This is a genomic window from Burkholderiales bacterium, assembly GCA_035560005.1.
Taxonomy (GTDB): Bacteria; Pseudomonadota; Gammaproteobacteria; order Burkholderiales; family Eutrophovitaceae; genus DASRFY01.
The window spans coordinates 1-4919 of record DATMAN010000049.1; the positions used below are offsets into that span (position 1 = coordinate 1).

4 protein-coding genes are annotated in these 4919 nt (G+C 62.5%); all 4 read right to left on the reverse strand.

What is annotated here, in order from left to right; translation table 11 throughout:
* Nucleotides 1–148: 148 nt before the first annotated feature.
* Nucleotides 149–1393 (reverse strand): O-antigen ligase family protein, encoded by a 1245-nt coding sequence (locus VNM24_07115; protein ID HWQ38369.1) that lies wholly within the window; start codon nt 1391–1393, stop codon nt 149–151.
* 271 nt (nt 1394–1664) lie between these two features.
* Nucleotides 1665–3521 (reverse strand): nucleoside-diphosphate sugar epimerase/dehydratase, encoded by a 1857-nt coding sequence (locus VNM24_07120; protein HWQ38370.1) that lies wholly within the window; start codon nt 3519–3521, stop codon nt 1665–1667.
* 5 nt (nt 3522–3526) lie between these two features.
* Entirely contained in the window at nt 3527–4447 is a 921-nt protein-coding gene (locus VNM24_07125; GenBank protein ID HWQ38371.1) for a glycosyltransferase family 4 protein, read from the reverse strand.
* Nucleotides 4448–4553: 106 nt separating this feature from the next.
* The coding region (locus VNM24_07130) for an NAD-dependent dehydratase (GenBank protein ID HWQ38372.1) at nt 4554–4919 on the reverse strand (366 nt) is incomplete at its 5' end.

Here is a 4919-nt window from a genome sequence, read left to right on the forward strand (position 1 = left end):
CACCAGCCGATCCTTCTTGCCGGTCGCGGCACTGAGCACGATGGGGCGAATCCCCCTTGCCAGCAGGTGAGGAATCTTGTCGGTAATCGTATGACTCGCCGCGCGTCCGTCCATGTTGAACGCGTGCGACAAGATCAACCAGATGGCATCAGACGGTCGCAACGGAATCTTCCGAGCGCGAGAGGGCGCAAGCCGCCGCGAGCATTCCAACGCAGAACATGAACTGTTCCAGGATGTGATCTCGCAGCGTGCCGTCGACAAGCATCCGGATCGCGAAGCCGACAACAGTCAGAAACAAAGCCAGGCCGACTGCGTGTCTCGACTTGCGCAAAGTGGCGATCCCTTGCCAGCCGAGCGCAACCAGGAAAGCGAGCCACAAGGCGATTCCGGGAAATCCCGCGTTGAGGCCGAGATCTATAAGCCCGACGTGCGAGTGAGAAAGATCGGCGGCCCCGTACTTCCGCTCGAGGAGCCGCTGGAAGGTGTGCTTTCCGATCTCCACGCCGAGCGGATGCTCCAGCAGCAGGCGCATGCCTTCCTTCGCCCAGGCTATCCTCGAGTAGGTGGACGGATCCACCGGCTGACCGTTCGAACGCAGCGGGAATACCCTGGTCTTCTCCGCGTCCAGCCACTGCCGGTTCGATTCGGTATCCCAGCCGATCTTCACCGTCTCGACAAATCCTTCGTAACGGCGGTCGGTGACAATCGCGACTACCGCGACCGCGACAAACGCGGTGCACAGCGCAACGAGAATGCGCACACGGGTCATGTGCAATGGGTTGCTCCGATCCCTTTCGGCAAGAGTGAAGCCCAGCGCCAGCAACGCAAGACTCACGGCGACGATCCAGCCGTTTGTCGCTGAAGCGGTGATCAACGCGAACACGCCGAGCGCCAGGGCAATAGCGGACAAGACGAGAGGAAGACCCAATAGCGATCGGTGGCAGGCGTGTCGCGCATAAGCTTCAGCCGCCAGGACTGGCAGCAGCAAGGCAAACACATAAGTGGCATTCGCCTTGTGATCGGAGATCCCGGAAAAATGTGCCGGCAGGTTTCCAAACCGGACCCAGTGCAACAGGGCTGCCAGATCGTGACCCAGCATATGCAGCGTCCCCGCGCCGAAGATGACCAGAACCACGGTCGACGTGAAGTCCGATTGCTTTTTGCGGTGCAGTGCCAAAGTCACGCCGCCGCCCAGGATCAGCACGATCGAAGCCCGTCCCCACTCGCCAGCGAAGGCACGAAGCGATTCCCACGGGCTCTCCGAGACGAAGAGAACGACACAACCCATCCACAGCAGAAGCAAGACGAAAGCGCTGGCCGCCAGGCGCAGTGAAGGATCACCCGCCAGCAAGCGCACCCCTCGCAGTTCCCGAAACACAACAACGGCGAGCATCAGCAACAGAAGATTCCGCAGCGCGATGACGTGCGGCAACGAAAAGACGAACAGAACCGCAAGCGCCAGCCAAGCTGCGGCGCCAGGGTCCTTCAGCGCGCGAAGAGAGAAGGCGCGCGGCTGCCTGAATGCAAACGGAGAACTACCGACGCCGCTGCGGCTTTCCCGACTCACGAGTGCTCACGAACCTCGCAGTTGTCCGGCACGCGGAAATCGTCTGCGCATCCTGCAGATCGACAGGTGAGGCTGGCGGCATCTTCCGCACACAAGATCAAGACTGAACGACCTCACGACGCAGATCTGGCACGTGCTTCCCGTACTCGGGCACCCATCTGCGCAACTGCTCGCGCACGCTCGAGTCGGAGTTGATGTCGTCGGAAGCCAGCCACGCCTCCAGTTCCATGATCAGTTCGCCGTTCACGGGCCGGGAGCGCGCGATCCTGAGCTTCGGGTGCGGCGTTGGCAGAGATTCCTCTCCGTCGGCAAGCAATTCCTCATGCAGCTTCTCCCCGGGGCGCAGGCCCGTAAACACGATTCTGATCTCTTCCTCGTCGAATCCCGACAACCGGATCATTTCCCGGGCGAGATCCACGATACGCACCGGCTCTCCCATGTCCAGAACGAATATTTCGCCCCCCTGGCCCATCGACGCTGCCTGCAAGACGAGCTGCGCTGCCTCGGGGATCGACATGAAGTAACGCGCGATCTCTGGATGGGTGACCGTGACGGGGCCACCGCGCTCGATCTGTTTCCTGAACTTCGGAATCACGCTGCCGGTACTGCCCAGGACATTGCCGAACCTGACCAGCACGAAGCGGGTCCCGCCCGACGCCTGCAGACGCTGGCACACCATTTCCGCCAGGCGTTTGGTAGCTCCCATCACGTTCGCGGGGTTCACCGCCTTGTCGGTCGATACCAGCACGAACTTGTCTACACCCTGACGGATGGCCGCCTGCCCGAGTACAAGCGTTCCTCCGACGTTGTTGCGCACCGCTTCCCAGGCATTGCCATCTTCCATCAACGGGACGTGCTTGTAGGCCGCCGCGTGGAATACGACCCGGGGCTTGTGCTGCATCAGCACCTGCCGAACACGCGACTCGTCCCTTACGTCCCCCACCAGGGGCACAAAGGGCGTTTCAGGAAAACGCTCACGGAATTCCTGTTCGATCTCATAGAGCTGATATTCGGACAGCTCGAGCATGACCAGCCGGCCAGGCGAGAACTTGGCGATCTGGCGGCACAACTCGGAACCGATCGAACCGCCCGCACCGCTCACCAAGACCGTCTGACCCTCGATCAAGCGATGCAAACCGTCGGAATCGAGCTTGACGGGATCGCGCCCGAGCAGATCGTCCAGCTCCACCGCGCGGATCTGCGACACCGACACGCGCCCGCTCATCAGGTCGTCGAACGAGGGTACGGTCAGCACCTTGACCCCGCTGCGCTGGCACAGATCGACCAGACGCCTGCGCACGTGATGGGAGGCGGAGGGCATCGCGATAATGGCGTTCTCGACGCCGTATCGCTCCGCCATCTCCGGCAGTGCGCTGATCGGACCCAGGACCGTCGCGCCGAGGATCTGACGACCGATCTTGGTGCTGTCGTCGTCGAGCAGGCCGATGACACGCCATTCACGGCTACCGGCCAGGTCTTTCAGGAGTGACACCGCCGCGTTGCCCGCGCCAAGGATCATGACCGGTTTTCCATCCAGGGCCCCGAGTCTGCCGACTCGACGATCCTTCCATGCCCGGTACACAAGTCGGCTGCCGCTCATGATGGCCGCCAGCAGCACGGGATGCAGCACATAGACGGATCGTGGAACCACCAGACCCGGAAAGGTCAGGACAAAGGCCGCCGGCACTGCCAGCGCCGCGATGCCGACAGCCATCAGCAATAGCTTCAGATCGTGAATGCTCGCGTAACGCCACAGCCCCCTGTAGAGGCGAAACGCCAGAAACAGCGCACCGTCGATCAGAACCACCCAGCCGACCGTCGAAGCCCAGATCTCGACGTAGGCCGCTGGCACTTCGAAATTGAACCGGAGAAGAAAGCCGAGCGTCCATGCAATTGCGACCGCAATCAGGTCGTGCAGGAAAGCCAGGGTTGGCCGAATACCCGGTGCTCTCATCGCGTTCAGCTCTTCACGGGCGGGCGCAACTGCCAGAGCCGGTCAACCATCGCCATCAGCGTAACGAGCGTCACGCCGAGCAGCACGATCATCGTCGCGCTCACCGCCGGCTTCGCGAATACAAAGAACAGCCCCACCGCGGCACAGGTACCCATCAACGCATATTCGACGAGAGCCGTGCGCCGGTGAGACCATCCGCAGAGAATGACGCGCTGATAGTAATGCTCGCGATGCGCCCGCCAGACCGCTTGTCCGCGCAGACCGCGTTTGATCAAGGTTACCGTGGCATCCACGATAAAGGGAGCGAACACGATGACGGGAAAGACCGCGGGCCAGATCCCGTCGCGCCAGCCGAGCAAGCCCAGCGCGCCTGCCAGAAAGCCGAGCGGAATGGAACCCACGTCCCCCATGAAGATTCGTGCGGGCGGAAAGTTGAACAGAAGGAATCCAGCCGCCGCGGAGGCCACGGACAGCGAGATCAGCGCCACGTCGCCGCCGCCCTGAAGCGCTCCAGCAATGGCGTAAGCGCCAAACCCGAATACAGCCATGCCACCGGCCAGCCCGTCGGCGCCGTCCATGAAGTTGTACAGGTTGGTCATCCACACGAGGCCGATCACCATGAGCAGTGCCGGCACCACTCCGATCCACAACGCCGAGATCCACACGAACCCGCCGGCAGCCGCCAACTGGGCGATCAGGCGGAGAGCGATCGGCAGATCGAAGCGGTCGTCAATGAACGAAATCAAGGCGAGAGCCAGTGCGATCCAGATTTCCGGACGCGCAATGCCGACCGAGGCCACGGCACCCAGCAATGTGCCGGCCAGCACACCGAGGCCGCCGGTGCGCGGCGTGGGCGCAGTATGAAGAGATCGATGGTTCGGTGTATCGAGCGCGAGGTTCAGTTTCAGCAGCAAGCGCACGAGCACGGCGGAGAAGACCCCAGCGACCGCGGCAGTAACGAGGCAAGCAGAAAGGGGAGGCCCGTTCACCGGGCGAATTATAAGTGTCCGTCCCGGAATTTCGGCACAGGATTCACTGGGCGCCCTGTGCTGCTGCGAACCACTGCGCGGTCTCCAGCAGCCCTTGCGCGACCGAAACCGGCGGTGTCCAGCCAAGTTCCTCCCGGATCCTTGCGCTGTCGACCTGGAGCGAGTCCACCAGCCGCGCAATCTGATCGCGCCGGCCGAGCAGCGCTCCCGCGAATCGCAGCCCTGCCATCGGAAACGGGTACAGCCGGGGCGAAACGCCGAGCGCGAGAGCCAGCCGCCGAATCAGGTCGGGGGTCGAGAGATCCTCCCCGTCGGAGACCAGAAAGGTGCGGTCTGCGGCGCGATCGCTTGAAACGCACGCCATGATCGCCGAAACGAGATTGCCCAGATAAATGAAGCTGCGGCGATT